This window comes from Salegentibacter flavus, from assembly GCF_900115145.1.
Lineage (GTDB): Bacteria > Bacteroidota > Bacteroidia > Flavobacteriales > Flavobacteriaceae > Salegentibacter > Salegentibacter flavus.
Window position 1 is genome coordinate 24,871 of record NZ_FOVL01000014.1, and the last position, 19,035, is coordinate 43,905.

The following is a 19,035-nucleotide window of genomic DNA, read 5'->3' on the forward strand; positions in this document are numbered from 1 at the left end:
TTTCGCTTATTGTGGGGGAAGAATTAAATTTATGAATTTATGACGAGAAGTCATACCTCCGGCAACACTAACTACAAAAGCATTCAAACAGATTATTAAGGCAGTTTAATTGGTCATAGGTTTCAATTCCGGGGTAAAAGATTTCGAAATTATACAAAAAAAACGGCCGCTCTTACATTAATTGTAAGAGGGCCGGGAATGATTTAAAAATCTTTTGCTGTTTACTAAAATTTGCCGCTGGCACAGCTTACCATTGAGCTGGCTTTTGACATAAGAGAGTTCTTATCATCTATTTCAGGATACCCCAGTTTTTTCAACTTGTCTTTAACCTTAACTGCATCTTCCGGCTCTGTATATTGAAATGAAACAGCAGAGGTTTCTTTATCTACCTGTACATTATCGATATTTTCCATTTCTGAAATTTTTGTAGTAATTGTATTTACACAACCACCGCACCTTAAATTTTGTACTGTTATAGTCTTTTCCATATTTATATAATGAATTATTTCAGGTTAAGTATATATATTATATTTTTTTCAAAAATAACATTCACTAGAGGCGGGGATTGTAACATATGTTACAGATCGTCACTCTAAAAATACAAAAAAAGGTCTTTTACTTTTTTACATTTCAGTATTTCCCACAGCGAATTTTCGTAGGAAATACTCCTCAGGTTCCTCTTAAAATCCTAATTTTACTGCTCGAAACCAATGCCGCCAATGAAAAAGATCTTCTGGATATTTCTTCTGATTTTAATCCTTTTAATAAGTCTGATCTACATCTCTGTCTCCAGCACCGACAAGGAATTCGGGACTGTTAGCATCAAAGATTTTGAAGACCTGGAAAGCATAGATTTCAGTAATAATGATACTGTAAAGATAGCTGCCAGCAGTCTATACGAAGGAAATGTGCTGAAAGGAATCATTCAGGGGGAAAATTACCGCGAAGCCTGGTCGGCGCCGGTTAAAGTCCCGGTAGTTTTCCTCGATACACTTTTTGGGGGGATGAAGATCGTCAAGGAAGGTGGTGGGAGCCAAACCCATTCCCTACGCCTGGAAGGTCCCGACGGAGTTCTTTACTCACTTCGCAGCGTAAACAAAGATCCGGCCTCCCACGTGCCGGAATTCGCCCGTAGCCTTGGCCTGGAAAATATCGTGATAGATGCCATTTCAGCTTCACATCCTTACGGAGCGATCCTTGCAGCATCACTTTCTGAGGTGGCCGGTGTTCTGCATACCCATCCCTGGCTGGTTTTTATTCCGAAGCAGGATTTTCTTGGAAAAGATTACAACGAGAAGTACGGGAACAGACTTTTCCTCCTGGAATATGAAACCGAAGGTAAAAAGAACTGGACGGGAGTAGAGGAAGTGGTAGAAATTCTGGACACCAAAGATTTACAGGAATGGAAACAAAAATATGGTGCGGGCCTTAAAATAGATGAAAATGCAGTGGTTAGGGCCAGATTATTCGATCTGCTTATTGGCGACTGGGATAGACACGCCAAGCAATGGGGATGGGTGGTACAGAAAAAAGCAAATAGATTTAAAGCCTATCCGCTGGCTGGCGACAGGGATAATGCCTTTTTCAGTATTGACGGGATGATCCCTGAAATTATTTCAAATAAAAATATAGAACCCATGGTAAGGTCTTTCGAGGAAGAGATAGATTACCTTCCCGGGCTCGTCTACCCCAATGATGTATACTTCCTGAGATATACCCCGGAAAGGGTATTTACAGAAGAAGCCCAAAAGCTTCAGGAGCTTATGAGCGATGAAGCCCTGGACTCAGCCTTTAAGGTGTGGCAGGACACTATTTATGCCCTGGATGGTGAAGAAATAAAAACCAAGATAAAAAGTCGGAAAGAGAACCTGGTCGAGACAGCCAGGCAGTTTCACAGAATCATTTCTGAAAGAGAATTGCTAAGTGAACCCCTGAAAGGATCGGAAGATATTGAGATAAGTCCGCAACTAATGCAGTGTTTTGAATGTGCACAACATCTATCTGAAAATCAGAAAAAATAAAAGGCTGCCTAAAATGAATTAAGCAGCCTTTTTATCTTTTGAAGGATGTGTTCTATTTCCTAATCATCCTCATTTTCATCATCGTCATCATCATCCCCGTTTTTATCTTCTGCACTAATAAAAGCGCCATCTACATCAAATTCGAGTTCAACCCCATTGTTAAGCGTTACTTCATATCCATCATCTTCTTTCTCGGCTTCTATAATGGTCTGTTCGGGATAATTTTCAGCGATATAATCTAATATTACCTGCGGTAGATCAGCAGGGTCAATATCTTCATCGTCGTCATCATAAGCATCGTCCTCATCTTCTCCCTTACCTAAAAATTCACCATCGGCATTAAAAATAAGTTCAACATCGTTGTTCAATTCTACTTCATAATTACCGTTATTTTCTCTTTCGGCTTCATCGATGCCTACCCCCGGAAAATACTGAGCAATGAAATCCTGGATATTTTGTGGTAGTTCTGACGGATCCAAATCTTCATCGCCAAAATCATCTACATCGTCATCATCAATACCCAGAAAATTGCCCTGCATATCAAAAATTAGCTCAGTCTCATCACTAAGGGTTATTTCATAGGTGTCATCGTCCTCAATTTCAGCTTTCCTTATGGTAAGACCGGGGTAGTTAGCAGAAACATAATCCAGTATTGGTTGTGGCAAACTAGAGGTTTGCACGTGCGCATCGGCTTTAATTGCTGTTGCGCTAAGATCTACTTCGGCAGTACCGGTATCCCCATCATCATCAGAACTGCAGGAAAATCCTATAAATGCAGTTAACAAAGTAATTCCTAAAATTTTAATACGTTTCATAAATGTGTTTTTTAATTAATCGTTATTCAAACAAGCCTTATAGGTTCAAATAAAAACGAGGTATCAATAAAAAAATTGCCTGCCTGAATCCTAAAACCTCCTAAAATTTCAGTCAGGTTGCCAAGGGAAGTTTAAAAGTAGATACTTCGTTAAGAAAACAGAATAGCAAAATAAGCCGGGGCGGTTTAATGCCTGCCATCATTAACCTCTATCCAGTAACCATCGGGATCCTGGAAATATATTTGCCTGATTCCGTCCGGACGGGTATTAGAGGTATTAGGTTCCCCCTTCCAGGTTTCAAATTGGATGTTTTTTGATTTGAGATAATCCATAAAGGCATCCAGTAGATCTGTTCTCATAGCCATATGCACCCCTTTATATTTTTCTATTACTTCCTTACTCTCCACAAGATGGATCTGGACCCGGTCGTTGAGCTGAAACCACATAATATGGTCTCCAAGACCTCCATTATGAATTTCCTCCAGGCCCAGGATATTTCCGTAGAAATCGGCAGAAACCTTCAGGTCTCTTACCCTGATGGTATCATGGTCTTTTCTAAGGTTATATTTATTAACTTCGGCTGTTGCAGCGAAAAGAATTATCGCCGGTGTTTTTTGTGCTTGCATAGCGCAATGTTTTTACGGTTTTTTTAGTACTCTACAAGATAATTTAATTGCCGCCCCCAACTGTAAAACTGAGGTTAAAACTTTTATTTTGGGTGTCAAAAAGTCTTAACTTGCAGGATAAAGCTCAAACATCCTATGATTTATATCCTTTACCACCCCGACGATGAATCGGAAGTGAAAGAAGAACTTATTCCACTCTTAGATGGAAAGGAGCATAAATTAGTTGAATACCCGAATCCGGAGTTCAAGCCTGAGAATGAAAACGTATTAATCACCTATTTAAACGACGAATATCTTAGGGAGTTTTTACCCCGGGCGGCAAACCAAAATTGGCCGGTAGGCATCCTACCACATCCCGAAAATTTATATACTTCAAAAGGCTTGGGCATTTCTTTAAAAATGGGAGAAGCTATGGATGAGATCCTTGTTGCTGAGGAAAGCCACAAGCTGGACCTGTTATTTTGCAACGAAAAACCTGTCTTTCAGGCAGTAAACATTGGGAATGCCTTCATTTTTTCGGAAGAATACAAAGAGAATAGTTTCTTTTTTGAGGTTAAGACCTTTTTGAAAAATATACGGCGACTTTCTTCCCTCTCGCATCACTCTTATCTTTTAAAATCTGATGGCGAGAAATTAATACAAACTTCAGCATTGGGCATTATCGTGGTAGAGCACCCATTGAGTTCAGTGGTTTCCAGAAGACTGGTTACGGAAAGTGCGATGAATGATGGCATGTTCAACGTGCTGATCCTGGCGCCGCAAAACCTTTTTGAATTACTGTTGTTCTTATTGCGCAGTTTAATCCCGATCAAGAAAAAGCTGGGAAAACTACCCTCTTTTATCGGGCAGATCAAGATCTCTAATCTGGAAATAGAAAACTCTTCCCAGATAGAATATACGGTAGATGGACAGACAGATAAAGCCGAAAGCATAAAACTTGAGGTACAACCGGAAGTCCTGTGCTTAAAACAGGTGAGCACTTACTGCACCGATGAAAAAGGGGCTGATGTAAAGAAAAGTCTCAAGATAGACAAGCTGCCCACAGGACAAAAAAGAAAAGAATTGACCAAGCGGAGCCTGCCCATCCTTCCCCGGGCCACGGCCGAGGAATTTGAAGACCTGTTTAAGGTATTAAGGGAGAACGCAGTGACTACATCCCCGTATGTGATAATGATGATTCTCTCTACCCTTATCGCGACCTTTGGTCTTTTTGGCAACTCTTCACCGGTAATCATTGGAGCGATGATCCTTGCTCCCATTATCGCGCCTATAGTCTCTTTTTCTATGGGAATGGTACGATACGATACCCAAATGCTAAAAACTGGTTTTATCACTATTCTTATTGGAACAGGGGTTTCTCTTTTATTTGCGGCCGCGGTTAGTCTTATCATTCCGCTTAAAGTGCTCACTTCAGAGATCGATGCCCGGCTTTCACCCACTCTTTTAGACATGGGGATAGCAGTGGCATCGGGCGTGGCAGCGGCATACGCCCACGCCGAGGAGGGTATTGCCAAAAGTCTGGCTGGGGTTGCAATTGCGGTCGCGCTTGTGCCCCCGCTTGCCGTAGCAGGAATAGGTATTGGTTGGTGGGATTGGGATGTCTTTTCCGGAGCATTTTTGCTTTATCTCACCAACATGGCCGGAATTATAATGTTTGCCGGACTTACATTTCTAGTCCTCGGGTTTGCACCTTTTAAACGAGCAAGAATGGGACTTGTCTATACCTTAATAATAATTGCTTTGATTCTCGTGCCTCTTTCGCTTTCTTTTAATCGCATTCAGCAGGAAGCAAGCATCACCAAGCAATTGGAAGGCAGTACTTTTAATGACGTTATCCTTCGGGATGTTAAGGTGCGTTTTGGCACCCCCTTAAAAGTGAGTCTAACCCTGGTTGGCACAGAAAGCCTTGAAAAAGAAGATATGGTGGATATAAAAAGACAGATAGAGGAAAATATAGAACAACCCATACAGCTTGAAGTAATTTCGGCTCGGCAATTTTAGGTGTCAGAGATGTTTTAACAGCCAGCTACTCTAAGTGTTAATTCTTTTTTAAAAATGTAGGAATATGTTGCAGATTAGTTTTTATACCATTTAAATTTCAATAGCTTCGGGCCCTTAAAATGAAACTTAAAAACAAAAAAGACAATTATGCTTAGATTGAAAAGAATTGCAACTTCACTATTTTTTACGGCTGTTATAGGTACCGTTACCGCTGTGGCTCAAACTCCACAACAAATGGCACCACAGCAGCAGCAAGTGGAGGTAAATGATGAAGAACTGAGTAAGTTTGCAAATGCATATCAAGGGATTACTGTTATAAATCAACAAGCTCAACAAAAGATGGTAAAAGCTGTTGAAGATAGTGGTTTTGATGTTCAGCGTTTTAATGAAATTCACCAGGCTTCTCTTGATCCAAACCAGGAAGTAGAAGTAAGCAGTGAAGAAAAAGCCAAGCACAAAGCTGTAGTTACAGAAATTGAAGGTATGCAAGGGGACTTCCAAAAAGATATGGAAAATGTAATTGAAGAGCAAGGGCTTAGCATTGAGCGTTATGAGCAACTGGCTATGGCTTTGCAACAAGATACTGCACTGCAACAAAGACTGCAGAAGCTTATGCAGGGAGAAGGATAATCCAAACCCTTATAATAACTAAAAAGCGACAGAAATTTCTGCCGCTTTTTTTATGTCCTTAGCACCTACTCTCATTGAAAATCCTCAATAAAATAATATTCATTTTAAAAATATTAAAATAAACTTTGTTTTATTGTGCGAACTATTTAAATATCATGTATATTTGCAGTCAATATAAATAATAGTTACAATGAACAGAGGAACAGTTAAATTTTTTAACGACTCAAAAGGTTTCGGTTTTATTACCGACGAAGAATCAAACAAGGAGTATTTTGTACACGCAAACGGCTTAATTGACGAAATCAGAGAAAATGATGAAGTTGTGTTTGATCTTGAAGAAGGAAGAAAAGGTTTAAATGCGGTAAATGTAAAACAAGCTTAGGCTTTTTTTAGTTACCAGTTTATAAAGATTTTCAGGCCCTGCATTAATTTGCAGGGTTTTTTTTATGCATTTTTTATAATATCAGATTTGTCTCATTCCTTTCATATTCCATAATTTAGGAGTCTAAGGAAAGTTTAACTATTTTGAAATCACCGGTTTTCAGTATTTTAATTTTTGCACTCCTGATTATGGGACTGCCACACCCCGGTTATGCGCAATCTATGAAACAAAAAGATAGCTTAAAATTCAATAAAAAAATAGTGCCTGATATCATTTGGAGGGAAGCCTATATTGCCCTCGCTCACTACCCCGAGCTAAAGGATACTCCCATAGAATTTAAATTCAAGAAGGATATCCAGAAATCATTTATGCAGGCTCAGCCCAAGATCTCCGGGCTATTTAAAAACAAAAAAAAGCGAGCTTATTTCGTGATGATAAGTGAGGAAATTGTCATAGAAGATGAAGTCTTTGATGTGACCGCCGTCCCATCAGATGTTCTTATTGGCTGGCTGGGCCACGAATTGGGACATATTATGGATTACCGGGAAAGAAGCGGCCTGAATATGCTCTGGTTCGGAATGAAATATTTTGCTTCAAAAACCTATATCCAGGAAGCCGAACGAGTAGCCGACACTTACGCAGTAAACCATGGCATGGGAAAATATATAATTGCCACCAAAGACTTTATCCTGAATCATGCACATCTCTCTGACGTCTATAAAGCACGCATAAAGAACCTCTACTTGTCCCAGGGGGAGATCATGATGTTAATAGACGAATTGGAATAGGAGAGATAATATGGAAATCGAAATCCTTGGATGCCGTGGAAAGATAAAAGCTTCGGCGCCAAAATATAAAAATCACAGCGGATTTCTCATCGACGAAAAACTCTTGATTGATGTTGGAGAAGAAGCCTTTCTTGAGAGAAAACCGAGGGCAATTATCTTCACCCATTTTCATCCTGACCATGCATACTTTGTTTTTAAAGAGGAAACTTTCTCGCCAGGAATTCCGCATTACGGTCCGGAACCCCATCCACTTCTCCCTAACCTGAGAATTATTTCAGCAAAAACCGAAATTTTAGGTTATAGGATAATCCCTATCCCTGTAATTCACGCCAAAAACCTAAAATCATTTGGATATGTGGTAGAGAAAGATGGAAAGCGGGTTTTCTTTACCGGTGATGTTGCCTGGATCGAAAAAGCCCATCTGAAGGAAATCGGGCAGGTGGATCTTATTATTACCGAAGCTACCTTAATTCAGAAAGGCGGCCGGATAAACCGAAGTGGCGATAAGATCTATGGTCATACCGGAATCCCCGATCTGATTCGTATTTTAAGTCCGCTTAGCCCGAAACTGATATTTACCCATTATGGGGTCTGGTTCTACAAGAATATCGATAAAAGCAAAGAAAAATTAAAATCTCTGGAACCGCAGGGCACTAAAATAATCCCTGCTTTTGATGGCTTAAAAATAAAGGTCTAATTCTTCTTTTCAAAAAATGATCTTAGCAAGCGGGCATTTTCAGGGGCACGGGCCTCCAAATCGTTGTTAAAGTATATATACACTTCCTCTGTTCCTGAGTTTTTGATCTTCTCGTACCAGCTGTGGAGATCCTCCCGGGAATAATCGTAATCATACCACTTCTTACCTTTTCCGTGAAACCGAACATAGCCTATCTTCCCGGTAATGATCATTTCTTCCGGAAAAACCGGGCTCGAAATAGAGCAGAACACAACATTGTATTTCGAAAGAAGCGCATAGACCTGCTCATCAAACCAGGATAGGTGACGAAATTCAATCACATTGGTAAAATCAGGATTAAGTAATTTACAGAAAGCCTCCAGCTTTTCATCATCGCGGTGAAGGATTGGGGGTAATTGCCATAAGATACAGCTCTTTTTGTCCTCCAGAAGGTAAGCGGCCTTATAAAATTTCTCCACACTCTCCTCCACCTCGTTCAGCTTCTTCATATGGGTGACATACCGGCTGCCTTTCAGGGTGATCTTAAATTCATCGGGGACGGTCTCTTTCCATTTTATAAGGGTGGAATCTCTGGGGAATCTGTAAAATGTGCTGTTGATCTCCACAGTATTGAAAACTCCCGAATAATATTCCAGCCAGTCCTTTTGAGCCATTTTTTCAGGATAAAAACGGCCCTTCCAGTCCCGGTAATTCCAGCCTGAACAACCAATATAGACTTTCATGATCGTTCTTTTTGACATTCAGGGCAGAAATAAGTACTTCTGCCGGAAACCTTGATCATCTCAATTTTCCCTGAACATTTGGGGCAATCAGTTCCCTCTTTTCGAGACCGGCTTAGATAGTCTTTGGGAAATTCCGATCGTTCTCCTTCCTTTTTTATTGCCGTGTTTAAAACCTCGGCCATTTCTTCAAAAAGCTTTTTTCTATCCTTTTCAGAAAGTTTTTCCACTTTGGTTTTAGGGTGAATTTTGGTTTGAAACAGAATCTCATCGGCGTAGACATTTCCTATTCCAGAGATCAGATGTTGATCGGTGAGCGCTGATTTTATTCCTCCTTTTTTCTGCTGAAGGATTTCGAGGAACTCTTTCTTAGAAAGATCCAACGCGTGTTTTCCCAAATCCTGTTCTTCCCGAAACTCCTCCAAACCATCTGCGAGATAAATCTTACCCAGTTTTCTCACACATACGAAAGCGAGATGAGAAGAATCCTTGAAGGTGATCAGTAAATGGGTATGTTTTGGTATTTCATTATGCTTGTAATATTCAAATTTACCCGTCATCCCAAAATGAAAGACCAGGCTTTTCTTGTTGTTGGTCTTGAGGAAAAGATATTTCCCAAGCTGTTCGGCATCAATGAATTTCTTATTGAGCAGCGCTTTTTTAAAATCGGATGTTGAGGCCTGTAATAATTTGGTTTCGGGAAATTCCACCTCAACTATTTCCTTGTTGAGCACTGTTTCTTTCAGAAAACTTTTAAAATTCGCTATTTCAGGTAATTCCGGCATAATCGAAGGATTTTAGTTTGAAAACTCGTTTAACTATAAAAATTTACTTTTGTTCTTTTTTACGAATTTCTCCCATTCAGCAAACTTCTCTTCATTCATCACCTTTTCCATTTTCACCTGCCCTCCCTTTTTCTTATTGGTAGCATTCCATTCAGGAAACATTTCGGGATGCACTTTGCTCACCTTCACCCCTTTTAAGGCTTTAGAACGGGCTACCCGGTAATTTTTATTCGCTTTTTTAAGAGATTCATCAAGGGCTTCAGCAAGTTTTTCTTCAGAAATATCTGTTTCGGTCCCAAGGTACCAGTGATGATGGAATTCCCCGTCAATTCGAACCGCCGCGAGAGTGAATTCAGGAATTTTAATATCGAAATTTTCTTCCAGTTCCTGGACCGCATCGTTCATCTTATTCACCGAAAGCTGCGAGCCAACAACATTCAGGAAAAATTTGGTCCTTCCTGTGATTCTGATCTCATTCCGGGAAACATCGGTGAATTTAATCGTGTCCCCAATAAGGTATCGCCAGGCACCTGAAACAGTACTGATAAGCAGAACATAATCTTCATCTTCTTTTACATCGGCCAAAGAGATCACGGGAGCATCTTCCACTAGCGAACCATCCTGTTTTATGTATTCGGCCTTAAAAGGAACAAATTCAAAATAAATTCCGTTATCCAGAATAAGCTTCATGGCATTGGTCTCAGGTCGAGCCTGAAAAGCCAAGAAGCCTTCCGAAGCCAGGTAGGTATCTATTACCGTAATGGGGTGACCTAATAGTGCATTAAAGCTTTTTTCATAGGGCTCAAAAGCCACCCCTCCCGAAGTGAATACCTGAAGGTTTGGCCATATATCGTGAATATTATCCAGATTGTTATATTCTATCACCTTTTTCATCATCAACTCCAACCATGAAGGAATACCGCTTAGTGCACCAATATCCCAGTTTTTAGCATTCTCAGCAATGCGCTGCACCCGTTCATCCCATTCTTCAATTTTGGCAATATCCTCTCCTGGTTTATAATAACCCCGAAACCAAAACGGAATATTGCTGGCGCTTATCCCGCTTATCTCGCCCTCGTGGTGGTCGCCTTCTTTCTGAAGATCGGTAGAGCTACCCAGCATCATGATCTCTTTTTCGAAGAAATCGGGAGGCAGGTCAAAATTACTCAGGGCGCTTACCTGTTTGATCCCGGCTTTCCTAATCGCTTCCACCATTTCGCTGGTTACGGGAATCCTTTTACTGGATTTCCCTGTGGTACCTGAGCTTAGAGCAAAATAAGGAGGCCGGCCAGGCCAGGTAATGTTTTCCTCGCCGTTGTGCACCTTATACCACCATTCTCTTTCAAGTTTATGATAGTCGAAGTAGGGTATTTTTTCTGCGAAGGTCTTTCGCATATCTACCGACTCCAGGATAGCACCAAAATTATAATGTTTCCCGAATTCAGTATCCTTTGCCGTTTTTAATAATTTTTGAAGGACTTCCTCCTGGGCTTTTTGAGCATCAGGTTCTGAAACCAGATTATCCCTTAAATCGATAAGTCTTTTTAAAATGGAACCTACTATGGCCATATTGCATTATTTACTTGTATCTATTCTCAAGATCTGAAGATAAAAAAAAGCAAAATCAGGATTCAATATGTTTCAGTAATTATCAATAATTTAACCTTTAAAAACTCACGGTTTTACCTTATGCCTTTATGCTTTTTGCACATTTTTCAGCACATTTTTCACCATCTATCGCGGCAGAAACAATCCCCCCGGCATAGCCCGCACCCTCACCACAGGGATATAAACCTTTAATCTGTACATGCTCAAAAGTATAAGGATCTCTGGGAATCCTAACCGGGGAAGAAGTACGCGACTCGGGCGCATGCACAATGGCCTCATTGGTTAGAAATCCCCGCATGCTTTTATCAAATTCTTTGAATCCTGCCTGAAGGGTTTTATGGATGAAATTCGGAAAAACACTCTCCAGTTCTACCGAAGTTACTCCCGGTTTATAAGAGGTTACAGGTAAATTTTGCGATAATTTACCATTAGTGAAATCAACGAGTCTTTGTGCCGGTACACGCTGAGTTTTTCCAGCTTCTGCCCAGGATTTTTGTTCTATTTGCTTCTGAAACTCCATAGCGGCCAAAGGATTCACTTGAGAGCCGGGAAAGTCTGATAGTCTTAATTCAACCACGATCCCGGAATTGGCTGTAGGCTGATCCCGTTTGCTGGGTGACCAGCCATTGGTCACTACCTCACCGGGCGCAGTGGCACAAGGCGCAATAATTCCGCCGGGACACATACAGAAGGAATACATTCCCCTGCCATTGATCTGCTTTACGATGCTGTAGGGTGATGGCGGCAGGTAATCCCCTCTGGTCTCACATTTATACTGGATTTTATCGATAAGCTCCTGCGGATGTTCCACCCTTACACCCAGGGCAAAAGGTTTTGCTTCTATTTTGATGTTTTTAGAATGCAGGAGTTCAAAAATATCCCTGGCTGAATGCCCCGTGGCCAGGATCAATTTTCGTGCTTTAATGGTTTCTCCCTTAAGGGTTTTAATTCCGGCCACCTCATTATCTATAATAATGATATCGGTGAGTCGGGTATTAAAAAGAACATCTCCTCCGCAGGAAATGATCTTTTCCCGAATATCGGCAATTATAGCGGGAAGTTTATTTGTCCCAATATGGGGATGGGCCTCTACCATAATTTCGGGAGTAGCCCCAAAAGCAACCAGCAGTTTTAAAATGCGATCTACATCTCCGCGTTTTTTGGAACGCGTGTATAATTTCCCGTCGCTATAAGTGCCTGCTCCACCTTCGCCAAAACAGTAATTGGAATCTTCGTTTACGATATGTTGAATGTTCAGGGCTTTCAGATCCCTTCTCCTTGTTCTTACATCTTTACCCCGCTCTACAATCACGGGCTTTAGACCGGACTCAATACATTTTAGCGCAGCGAATAAACCGGCAGGGCCCGCACCTACGATGATTACTTCTTCCTTATCACTCACGTCCTGATAGTCCGAAATTTCGATCTTATTTTCCTGAAAAGCTTCATTTACATAAACTTCAAGCTTCAGATTCACCTTTATGGTTTTCTGTCGGGCATCGATGGAGCGCTTTAAAATTTCAATATGGGAAATTTCAGAAAGCGGGATGTCCGCCTTTTTAGAAACCGCCTTCCACAATTTTTCTTTGACTGCCGCCTGTTCAGGACTCACCTGAAGTTGAAATTGATATCTCATGCTTTAAAATCTTCAGCAAAATTAAGCTTTTCCCATTATAGAAACCGATTCTACGAAAGTCTATTAGCTTCAAGAATTCATAAATGGGAAACAACATCGAACAAAATACAAATGCAGGGAAAAAATATCAAAATTTGATGAACTGTGATTTAAAAAACTAATTTAGCGGTTTTAACTCCCTGCTAAAACAAATAAATTGAAGCTACAAGCCTCCCCGGAAGCATTGATTGAACTGGCATATGCTAAAATGCATTTCGGAAAATACAAAGGCTATTTTCTGAGCGATGTACCGGAATATTATTTGGTATGGTATAGACAAAAAGGTTTCCCTAAGGGGAAAACCGGGGAACAGATGCAGGAGGTTTTCGAACTAAAGCTGAATGGAATGGAAGGTATATTAAGGCAAATAAGAAAAAGGCATCCCAAAGGAAGATAATTTCAGGGCCTGATAGACCTGAAATATTAGGTTTAAAATTCCACGCTTTTTCTATTCTTCTTTGTATTTTAGCGCCCTGAATAAAACAACGCAACAAACACTTCACAAAATGGCCGAAACCAAGTATATTTTTGTCACTGGCGGCGTTTCTTCTTCACTGGGAAAAGGAATTATCGCGGCTTCACTGGCAAAATTACTGCAAGCGCGTGGGTTTAAAACCACTATTCAGAAACTTGATCCTTACATCAATGTAGATCCGGGAACGCTTAACCCTTACGAACATGGGGAATGTTATGTAACCGAAGATGGCGCAGAAACCGATCTTGACCTTGGTCATTACGAACGTTTTTTAAATGTAAATACTTCCCAGGCCAATAATGTAACTACTGGCCGAATTTACCAAAGTGTGATCGAAAAAGAACGCCGTGGGGAATTTTTGGGAAAAACGGTACAGGTAGTACCACACATAACCAATGAAATAAAGGAACGCATACAACTACTAGGCAATAACGGAGATTACGATATAGTTATCACTGAAATTGGTGGAACTGTAGGTGATATTGAATCCCTGCCTTACATCGAGGCCGTGAGACAGTTGAAATGGGAACTTGGCGATGAGAACGCCTTGGTTATTCATTTAACCCTGGTGCCTTACCTGGCAGCCGCAGGAGAACTTAAAACCAAACCCACCCAGCATAGCGTAAAAACACTAATGGAAAGCGGAATTAAAGCCGATATTCTGGTTTGTCGCACAGAGCACGAACTCTCTGATGATATCCGTCGTAAGCTGGCCATTTTCTGTAATGTGCGTCAGGAGGCAGTGATTCAAAGCATAGATGCCGATACAATCTACGATGTTCCAAATATGATGCTGGAGGAAGGACTGGATACAGTAACCCTGAAAAAATTGGGAATTCCAGATGATACTACCCCTAAATTGGAGCGTTGGAATGAATTTCTAAAACGTCACAAAAACCCTAAAGCTGAAGTAAATATTGGTCTTATCGGGAAATACGTAGAACTTCAGGACTCTTATAAATCTATTCTGGAAGCATTTATTCATGCCGGCGCCGAAAATGAAGTGAAGGTAAATGTAGAAAGCATACATTCAGAATTTATAAATGAAAACACCATTCACCATAAAATCGCTCATTTAGACGGAATACTGGTGGCTCCCGGTTTTGGGGAACGTGGGATAGAAGGAAAAATAGACGCGGTGCGTTTTGCCCGGGAAAACAAGGTCCCCTTTTTAGGAATCTGCCTTGGAATGCAAATGGCTGTTATTGAATTTGCCCGTAATGTTTTACAATTAAAAGGTGCAAATTCTACTGAGATGGATCCTGAAACCCAGCATCCGGTGATAGATCTTATGGAAGAGCAGAAAGATATCACTCACAAAGGTGGTACTATGCGTCTTGGGGCATGGGATTGTCATCTTACCGAAGATTCTCTGATCTCCCGAATCTATGGGAAAGCAGATATTAAGGAGCGACACAGGCACCGTTTCGAATATAACAATAAATACAAAGAACACCTCGAAAATGCCGGAATGCTAAGTACCGGGATAAACCCGGATACGGGACTGGTAGAGGTTGTTGAACTTAAAGATCACCCCTGGTTTATAGGGGTGCAATATCATCCGGAATATAAGAGCACGGTAGCAAGCCCACATCCATTATTTGTGGACTTTATAAAAGCAGCTCACACTTATTCTAAAAAGAAAAATTCTGCCAGCCTGGCACCTAATCAATGAATGGTCAGTTTTTTGACCTAAGGCAAGTTACAGTTAAAGAAAAACATGGAAGAAAAAAAGTTTGATGTTCAATCCTTAATCGGGTTTTTACTAATTGGTGGTATCTTACTGTGGATGTTGTATAACAACACCCCTACCGAGGAAGAATTAGAAGCTGAACAAAACACCGAACAGGTAGAAATCCCGGAAAACACCGATGCAAATGAGCCACCGGCCAGAACCGAAGCTACAGAAATTCAGGATTCTACCGCTATGGCGCAGGCCAGAGAACGTCTGGGGCCTTTCGGCTATTCTGCAGGGCTGGCTTCCGCCAGTGACGAAAGCACTACCTTCTCCAACGATGTACTGGAGTTAAAGATAGAAAACAAAGGAGGGAGTATTTCTGAAGCGCGGATGCTCAATTTTAAAACCTACGATTCTATCCCGGTTTACTTAATAAAAGATGGCAACGCCTCTTTTAACCTTAATTTCACCACTACAGATGGTAGGGTTCTGGATACCCAAAACCTTTATTTTGAACCGGAAGTAAGCCAAAATGGTGACAACAAGGTGCTTTCTATGAAACTAAAGGTTTCAGAGACCGAATTTCTGGAATATCGTTATGTCCTGAAACCCGGCGAGTATATGCTGGATTTCAGCATAAGATCCCAGGGCCTCAACCGCGTCTTAAATCCTAACCAGGATATTAACCTGGACTGGAAACTCAAAGGTTACCGTCACGCCAAGAGTATCTCTTACGAAAACCGATACACCGAACTTAGCTATGAGTATGATGATGGGGCCGATGATTATCTGGGACAAGGAGATTTCACCGATGATGAGGAAGAAAATATTACATACGTAGCTTTCAAACAGCATTTCTTTACTTCCATCCTGCTTACCGACACGCCTTTTAAACGAGGTAAATTCACCTCAGAAAATCTGGTACAGGACGAAGAGGTAGATACCGTGTATACCAAAGCTTTTACCGCCAGCCTGCCACTTGAACTAAATGGGGGAGAGCTTAACTATAATATGAACTGGTACTACGGGCCAACAGATTATAAAATTCTTAATGATTACGATCGTAATCTTGATGAGATCGTCCCCCTTGGATGGGGAATCTTTGGATGGATAAACCAACATATCTTTATTCCGTTTTTCAGCTTCCTGAGTGGGGTATTGCCCAGCTACGGGATTGCAATTATCGTAATGACAATTGTTGTTAGGATCGTGCTCTCACCCGTAACCTATAAGTCCTATTTATCTCAGGCCAAGATGAAGGTTTTAAGACCGGAGATCAACGAGCTTAACGAGAAGTACAAGGACAATGCGATGAAGAAGCAGCAGGAAACTATGAAGCTTTACAGCAAGGCGGGAGCAAGCCCAATGAGTGGATGTTTACCGGCCCTGATGCAGATTCCGGTTTTCTATGCCTTATTCCAATTCTTCCCCAGTGCTTTTCAGTTAAGACAAAAAGGATTCTTATGGGCAGATGACCTTTCGAGTTATGATACCATAGCCCAGTTACCGTTTACTATTCCGTTTTATGGGGATCATGTAAGTCTTTTCCCTATTCTGGCATCCATCGCGATCTTCATCTATATGATGATGACCACCGGCCAGAGTATGGCGCAAGCCCAGCAGCCTGGAATGCCTAATATGAAGTTTATAATGTATCTGTCTCCATTACTGATGTTGTTCTTCTTTAACAACTATGCCAGTGGACTTTCTTTATACTACTTCACCTCTAACCTGATTACCATCGGAATTATGTTGGTAATCAAATATGTGATCATTGACGAGGATAAGATCCACGACAAGATCCAGGAGAATAAGAAGAAACCTAAAAAACAAAACAGGTTTACCAAAAAAATGCAGGAGATGATGGAGCAGGCCGAGCAACAGCAGAAACAAAAAGGGAAAAAATAATTTAAGTTTTTCCTAAAAAAGTAAAAGCCCCCGCTATCCGCGGGGGCTTTTTGGTGTAAGAAAAAGATACTGAACTACAATTCTTCTGGTAGAATCACGGTATCAATTGCGTGAATTACCCCGTTATTTGCCTGTACATCGGCTGCTACAACGGTAGAAATTCTATCCCTGGCATCGGTAAGAGTTACGGCATCGCCAAGGTTTACGGTAAAGGAATCTCCATTTAAGGTTTCTACCATCATCCCGTCAGAAAGGTCACCAGAGCGCACATTAGCTCCGGCAACCACGTGATAGGTTAAAACAGTCGAGAGAGTTTCAGTCGGTATATCTCCTAAACTATCCATTTCCAATTCATCCAGCAAGGCAACAAAAGCATCATTAGTTGGAGCAAAAACGGTGAAAGGAGCGGGATCTTCAGTGGCTTGCAAAGTCCCAACAAAGGTAAATTCGTCTTCACGTGTTAAAGCCTGGACAAGAATATCGAAAGTTGGATCGGCTGTAGCGAAATCTACGATATCAGGTAGGCCAATCACTGCGTTCACGGCATGAATAATCCCGTTATCTACTTCAATATCGGCGTTGGTAACTTCGGCCATCCCGTTGATCATTACCCCATCGTCAGTATTAATATACATACTTAGAGGTTCCTCAGAAGCCATTCCGGTAGCCATACTGCTGATATAACCGGTAGCAAGATTAGAAGACATGATTACTCCAGATTGCACATGGTTAAGAAGTACCTCTCTTAACAGGTCTTCAGGCACTTCATCAAGACTATCGAATCCGTTAGCCGATAAAAAAGCATTAAATGCCGCATTGTTTGGTGCAAAAACAGTGTAATTTGCAGAGCCGTCCAGGGTTGAAGTTAATCCTGCAACTTCCAATGCGGCTGCAAGGGAAGAATAATTATCGTTATCAGCGACAAAATCGGCAATACTGTTGGAGGGCACAATAACATCTCCTGCTTCATCGTCATCACTGCACGATACAAACCCGGTCACCAATAAGGCGATAAAGGCGAATTTTGTGATTTTTGAAATAAAAGTCATCTTTTTATGTTTTAGTTATAGTGTAAAAGTACAGCAGACAAACATATAGTTTTGTTTAATTTTTGTTAATTATGTTTAAACACGAGTTAAAGTATTTATTGATGATCTTTTGTATTCCCCTTTTTGCCCAGGAGAAAATAAATCAAACTGACGAGCAGGGCCGTCGGCACGGGGAATGGAGAGTTAATTTCGAGGGTACGAATCAGCTTAAGTTTGAAGGGACATTTCAACACGGAAAAGAAACCGGGAAATTTAAGTTCTACAAAAAAGGATTTCAGGAGCATCCCACGGCAATTATAGAATTTCAGGATGCAAACACCGCTGAGGCTACTTATTACTCTCAGGACGGTAAACCCATAAGCCAGGGTAGGATAAAAAACAAGCAAAGGGAAGGCACCTGGGTATATTTCCACAATAAAACAGAAGATACCATGATGGTAGAAAATTATTCCGGAGGCGAATTAAACGGCCTCCAGATTACCTATTTCCCCGATGGTATCAAAGCCGAAAAGACCGAATATAAGAATGGCAAAAAACACGGTGAAAGTTTTATCTATGGCAAGAACGGGCAGGAACTTCAGCATTTAAATTACAAAAACGGAGAGTTGCATGGACCTGTGAGCTATTATAATGCGGCAGGCGAAAAACTCATTGAAGGCGAATACAGGGAAGACAGAAAAACCGGAAATTGGCGCTACTTTAAAGACGGAAATTTAGATGAAGAAAAAGAGCATTGAAATCAAAAAATTTTATATTTATACACCTAAACTCAACATGTTATGAAAAAAATTATTGCCTTATTAGCCGTATTTATGATGTTTACTGCCTGTGACAGCGATGACGATGTCAACGATGGGGAAGACCCAATCCTGGGCACCTGGTTTGTGGTAGACTTAGAAAATGCCTATAGCGAAGATGAATTAAGTGAATGTAATATGAATTCGAATATTACCTTTCACGCCGACAATACTGCAGATTCTGAATTCTACGAGGAAGTTGAAGGAGAATGTGTGTCCACAGCTGATACATCAGAATGGGAAAGAGAAACTAACGGCCAGTACACCTTCGATTTACCCTTCTTTGGAAGACAAACCGGAGATGTTGAATTTTCCGGAAATAACCAGTTTAAATTTTCGGTCCCATCAATGCCGGGGGTGAGCCTTACTTTCGAGAAATAA

General features: G+C 40.9%; 19 protein-coding genes. 11 read left to right on the forward strand and 8 right to left on the reverse strand.

The annotated features are described in order from the left end of the window. Positions 1 to 224: 224 nt before the first annotated feature. Positions 225 to 488, reverse strand: a complete 264-nt coding sequence (locus BM266_RS11355) for a heavy-metal-associated domain-containing protein (protein ID WP_093409696.1) — start codon at positions 486 to 488, stop codon at positions 225 to 227. A 231-nt stretch (positions 489 to 719) separates the two neighbouring features. Between BM266_RS11355 and BM266_RS11360 the strand changes: the two genes are divergently transcribed. Beyond that, positions 720 to 2,021, forward strand: coding sequence for a hypothetical protein (locus tag BM266_RS11360; protein ID WP_093409699.1), 1,302 nt, complete (start codon positions 720 to 722; stop codon positions 2,019 to 2,021). A 59-nt stretch (positions 2,022 to 2,080) separates the two neighbouring features. Here the strand turns inward: BM266_RS11360 and BM266_RS11365 are convergent, their stop codons facing one another. Both BM266_RS11365 and BM266_RS11370 read right to left on the reverse strand, forming a co-directional pair. Further along, positions 2,081 to 2,836, reverse strand: coding sequence for a PepSY-like domain-containing protein (locus BM266_RS11365; protein WP_093409701.1), 756 nt, complete (start codon positions 2,834 to 2,836; stop codon positions 2,081 to 2,083). A 185-nt stretch (positions 2,837 to 3,021) separates the two neighbouring features. Further along, positions 3,022 to 3,462 carry a VOC family protein gene (locus BM266_RS11370; protein ID WP_093409704.1) on the reverse strand — a complete coding sequence of 147 codons (441 nt, stop codon included), beginning with the start codon at positions 3,460 to 3,462 and terminating at the stop codon, positions 3,022 to 3,024. Positions 3,463 to 3,597: 135 nt separating this feature from the next. Between BM266_RS11370 and BM266_RS11375 the strand changes: the two genes are divergently transcribed. From BM266_RS11375 to BM266_RS11395, 5 genes are all read left to right on the forward strand, one after another. After that, on the forward strand, positions 3,598 to 5,463 hold the full coding sequence (locus BM266_RS11375; protein ID WP_093409706.1) for a DUF389 domain-containing protein: 1,866 nt from the start codon (positions 3,598 to 3,600) through the stop codon (positions 5,461 to 5,463). A 147-nt stretch (positions 5,464 to 5,610) separates the two neighbouring features. Further along, entirely contained in the window at positions 5,611 to 6,093 is a 483-nt protein-coding gene (locus tag BM266_RS11380; RefSeq protein ID WP_093409709.1) for a DUF4168 domain-containing protein, read from the forward strand. A gap of 190 nt (positions 6,094 to 6,283) precedes the next feature. Next, on the forward strand, positions 6,284 to 6,475 hold the full coding sequence (locus BM266_RS11385) for a cold-shock protein (protein WP_093409712.1): 192 nt from the start codon (positions 6,284 to 6,286) through the stop codon (positions 6,473 to 6,475). Positions 6,476 to 6,696: 221 nt separating this feature from the next. Then, positions 6,697 to 7,263 (forward strand): hypothetical protein, encoded by a 567-nt coding sequence (locus BM266_RS11390; RefSeq protein ID WP_093409874.1) that lies wholly within the window; start codon positions 6,697 to 6,699, stop codon positions 7,261 to 7,263. A gap of 10 nt (positions 7,264 to 7,273) precedes the next feature. After that, the gene (locus BM266_RS11395) at positions 7,274 to 7,960 is read left to right on the forward strand and encodes an MBL fold metallo-hydrolase (RefSeq protein WP_093409714.1); all 687 of its coding nucleotides are present in this window, start codon (positions 7,274 to 7,276) and stop codon (positions 7,958 to 7,960) included. Here the strand turns inward: BM266_RS11395 and BM266_RS11400 are convergent. From BM266_RS11400 to BM266_RS11415, 4 genes are all read right to left on the reverse strand, one after another. Next, positions 7,957 to 8,682, reverse strand: coding sequence for a DUF72 domain-containing protein (locus BM266_RS11400; protein WP_175494800.1), 726 nt, complete (start codon positions 8,680 to 8,682; stop codon positions 7,957 to 7,959). The two genes, BM266_RS11395 and BM266_RS11400, sit on opposite strands and share 4 nt — an antisense overlap. Beyond that, positions 8,679 to 9,464 carry an Fpg/Nei family DNA glycosylase gene (locus BM266_RS11405; protein WP_093409719.1) on the reverse strand — a complete coding sequence of 262 codons (786 nt, stop codon included), beginning with the start codon at positions 9,462 to 9,464 and terminating at the stop codon, positions 8,679 to 8,681. Before BM266_RS11405 ends, BM266_RS11400 begins: the two co-directional genes overlap by 4 nt. A 33-nt stretch (positions 9,465 to 9,497) precedes the next feature. Beyond that, entirely contained in the window at positions 9,498 to 11,033 is a 1,536-nt protein-coding gene (locus tag BM266_RS11410; protein WP_093409722.1) for a GH3 family acyl-acid amido synthetase, read from the reverse strand. Positions 11,034 to 11,151: 118 nt separating this feature from the next. After that, on the reverse strand, positions 11,152 to 12,708 hold the full coding sequence (locus tag BM266_RS11415) for an NAD(P)/FAD-dependent oxidoreductase (RefSeq protein WP_093409725.1): 1,557 nt from the start codon (positions 12,706 to 12,708) through the stop codon (positions 11,152 to 11,154). 196 nt (positions 12,709 to 12,904) lie between these two features. Between BM266_RS11415 and BM266_RS11420 the strand changes: the two genes are divergently transcribed. The 3 genes from BM266_RS11420 (at position 12,905) to yidC (ending at position 16,808) form a co-directional block, all read left to right on the forward strand. Then, positions 12,905 to 13,144 (forward strand): DUF3820 family protein, encoded by a 240-nt coding sequence (locus tag BM266_RS11420; protein WP_093409727.1) that lies wholly within the window; start codon positions 12,905 to 12,907, stop codon positions 13,142 to 13,144. 109 nt (positions 13,145 to 13,253) lie between these two features. Continuing rightward, on the forward strand, positions 13,254 to 14,897 hold the full coding sequence (locus tag BM266_RS11425) for a CTP synthase (protein WP_093409877.1): 1,644 nt from the start codon (positions 13,254 to 13,256) through the stop codon (positions 14,895 to 14,897). 45 nt (positions 14,898 to 14,942) lie between these two features. Beyond that, complete coding sequence (gene yidC, locus BM266_RS11430) at positions 14,943 to 16,808, forward strand: membrane protein insertase YidC (protein WP_093409730.1); 1,866 nt, start codon at positions 14,943 to 14,945, stop codon at positions 16,806 to 16,808. 74 nt (positions 16,809 to 16,882) lie between these two features. Here yidC and BM266_RS11435 read toward each other — a convergent pair whose 3' ends face one another. Further along, entirely contained in the window at positions 16,883 to 17,857 is a 975-nt protein-coding gene (locus BM266_RS11435) for a fasciclin domain-containing protein (RefSeq protein WP_093409732.1), read from the reverse strand. 71 nt (positions 17,858 to 17,928) lie between these two features. Here BM266_RS11435 and BM266_RS11440 point away from each other — a divergent pair, with 71 nt between their 5' ends. Continuing rightward, positions 17,929 to 18,594 carry a toxin-antitoxin system YwqK family antitoxin gene (locus BM266_RS11440; RefSeq protein ID WP_245760432.1) on the forward strand — a complete coding sequence of 222 codons (666 nt, stop codon included), beginning with the start codon at positions 17,929 to 17,931 and terminating at the stop codon, positions 18,592 to 18,594. A 42-nt stretch (positions 18,595 to 18,636) separates the two neighbouring features. Further along, complete coding sequence (locus BM266_RS11445) at positions 18,637 to 19,035, forward strand: lipocalin family protein (RefSeq protein ID WP_093409737.1); 399 nt, start codon at positions 18,637 to 18,639, stop codon at positions 19,033 to 19,035.

Bases quoted from the DNA above. Each gene is read 5' to 3' on its own strand.
- BM266_RS11425 (WP_093409877.1), top strand. From the start codon at position 13,254: ATGGCCGAAACCAAGTATATTTTTGTCACTGGCGGCGTTTCTTCTTCA.
- BM266_RS11400 (WP_175494800.1), bottom strand. From the start codon at position 8,682: ATGAAAGTCTATATTGGTTGTTCAGGCTGGAATTACCGGGACTGGAAG.
- BM266_RS11405 (WP_093409719.1), bottom strand. From the start codon at position 9,464: ATGCCGGAATTACCTGAAATAGCGAATTTTAAAAGTTTTCTGAAAGAA.
- BM266_RS11415 (WP_093409725.1), bottom strand. From the start codon at position 12,708: ATGAGATATCAATTTCAACTTCAGGTGAGTCCTGAACAGGCGGCAGTC.
- BM266_RS11435 (WP_093409732.1), bottom strand. From the start codon at position 17,857: ATGACTTTTATTTCAAAAATCACAAAATTCGCCTTTATCGCCTTATTG.
- BM266_RS11355 (WP_093409696.1), bottom strand. From the start codon at position 488: ATGGAAAAGACTATAACAGTACAAAATTTAAGGTGCGGTGGTTGTGTA.
- BM266_RS11370 (WP_093409704.1), bottom strand. From the start codon at position 3,462: ATGCAAGCACAAAAAACACCGGCGATAATTCTTTTCGCTGCAACAGCC.
- yidC (WP_093409730.1), top strand. From the start codon at position 14,943: ATGGAAGAAAAAAAGTTTGATGTTCAATCCTTAATCGGGTTTTTACTA.
- BM266_RS11385 (WP_093409712.1), top strand. From the start codon at position 6,284: ATGAACAGAGGAACAGTTAAATTTTTTAACGACTCAAAAGGTTTCGGT.
- BM266_RS11395 (WP_093409714.1), top strand. From the start codon at position 7,274: ATGGAAATCGAAATCCTTGGATGCCGTGGAAAGATAAAAGCTTCGGCG.
- BM266_RS11390 (WP_093409874.1), top strand. From the start codon at position 6,697: ATGAAACAAAAAGATAGCTTAAAATTCAATAAAAAAATAGTGCCTGAT.
- BM266_RS11360 (WP_093409699.1), top strand. From the start codon at position 720: ATGAAAAAGATCTTCTGGATATTTCTTCTGATTTTAATCCTTTTAATA.
- BM266_RS11380 (WP_093409709.1), top strand. From the start codon at position 5,611: ATGCTTAGATTGAAAAGAATTGCAACTTCACTATTTTTTACGGCTGTT.
- BM266_RS11375 (WP_093409706.1), top strand. From the start codon at position 3,598: ATGATTTATATCCTTTACCACCCCGACGATGAATCGGAAGTGAAAGAA.
- BM266_RS11365 (WP_093409701.1), bottom strand. From the start codon at position 2,836: ATGAAACGTATTAAAATTTTAGGAATTACTTTGTTAACTGCATTTATA.
- BM266_RS11410 (WP_093409722.1), bottom strand. From the start codon at position 11,033: ATGGCCATAGTAGGTTCCATTTTAAAAAGACTTATCGATTTAAGGGAT.
- BM266_RS11440 (WP_245760432.1), top strand. From the start codon at position 17,929: ATGTTTAAACACGAGTTAAAGTATTTATTGATGATCTTTTGTATTCCC.
- BM266_RS11445 (WP_093409737.1), top strand. From the start codon at position 18,637: ATGAAAAAAATTATTGCCTTATTAGCCGTATTTATGATGTTTACTGCC.